The following is a 530-nucleotide window of genomic DNA, read 5'->3' on the forward strand; positions in this document are numbered from 1 at the left end:
TCTACAAACTTCGACTTGAAGATAAGTTAGGCCTAAGCATTCATAAAATACTCTCTAACATTTTATAGCTGATTCTCATTTTTATTATTTCCACATCATCGCGATGTGGTGGACGCCCTACGCCCGAAAGCAGGAGGCTATTATGAANAAGCATTACTCACGCATTGCTATAGCGGTATCAACCGCGCTAACGTCAATGGTATTTTCAACCCACGCGGCCTGGATTGATATTGACAGTTTGCCTTCCAGTGGACTGGTGAACAGTCTTTCGCCAGAGTTGCAGGCTTTATTTCCTGCACAGGCGAATGCCAGTTTCGCTAAAACCAGCGCTACGCCAAATTATGTTTATCAGTGGAGTGCCGGCACCATTCCTGTTTTTGGCCATGGATTAACGCTGAATGGGCCAGGAGCAGAAGCCTTCGAACACACCATTACCGTTATTCAGAACAGCGCGACGGGTAGCCCGGGCGTTATTTTCGGTGACGACCTGACGATCCGCACGCAGTCGAAGAATGCCGCTAATAATGGTA

General features: G+C 47.3%; 1 pseudogene. It reads left to right on the forward strand.

From position 1 onward, the window contains the following. Positions 1-142: 142 nt before the first annotated feature. A pseudogene (locus tag FDX22_RS20460) lies at positions 143-530 on the forward strand (intestinal colonization autotransporter adhesin MisL); the annotation flags it as partial.

Origin of the sequence: Citrobacter sp. TBCS-14 (genome assembly GCF_005280805.1) — a bacterium.
Taxonomy (GTDB): domain Bacteria; phylum Pseudomonadota; class Gammaproteobacteria; order Enterobacterales; family Enterobacteriaceae; genus Citrobacter; species Citrobacter gillenii.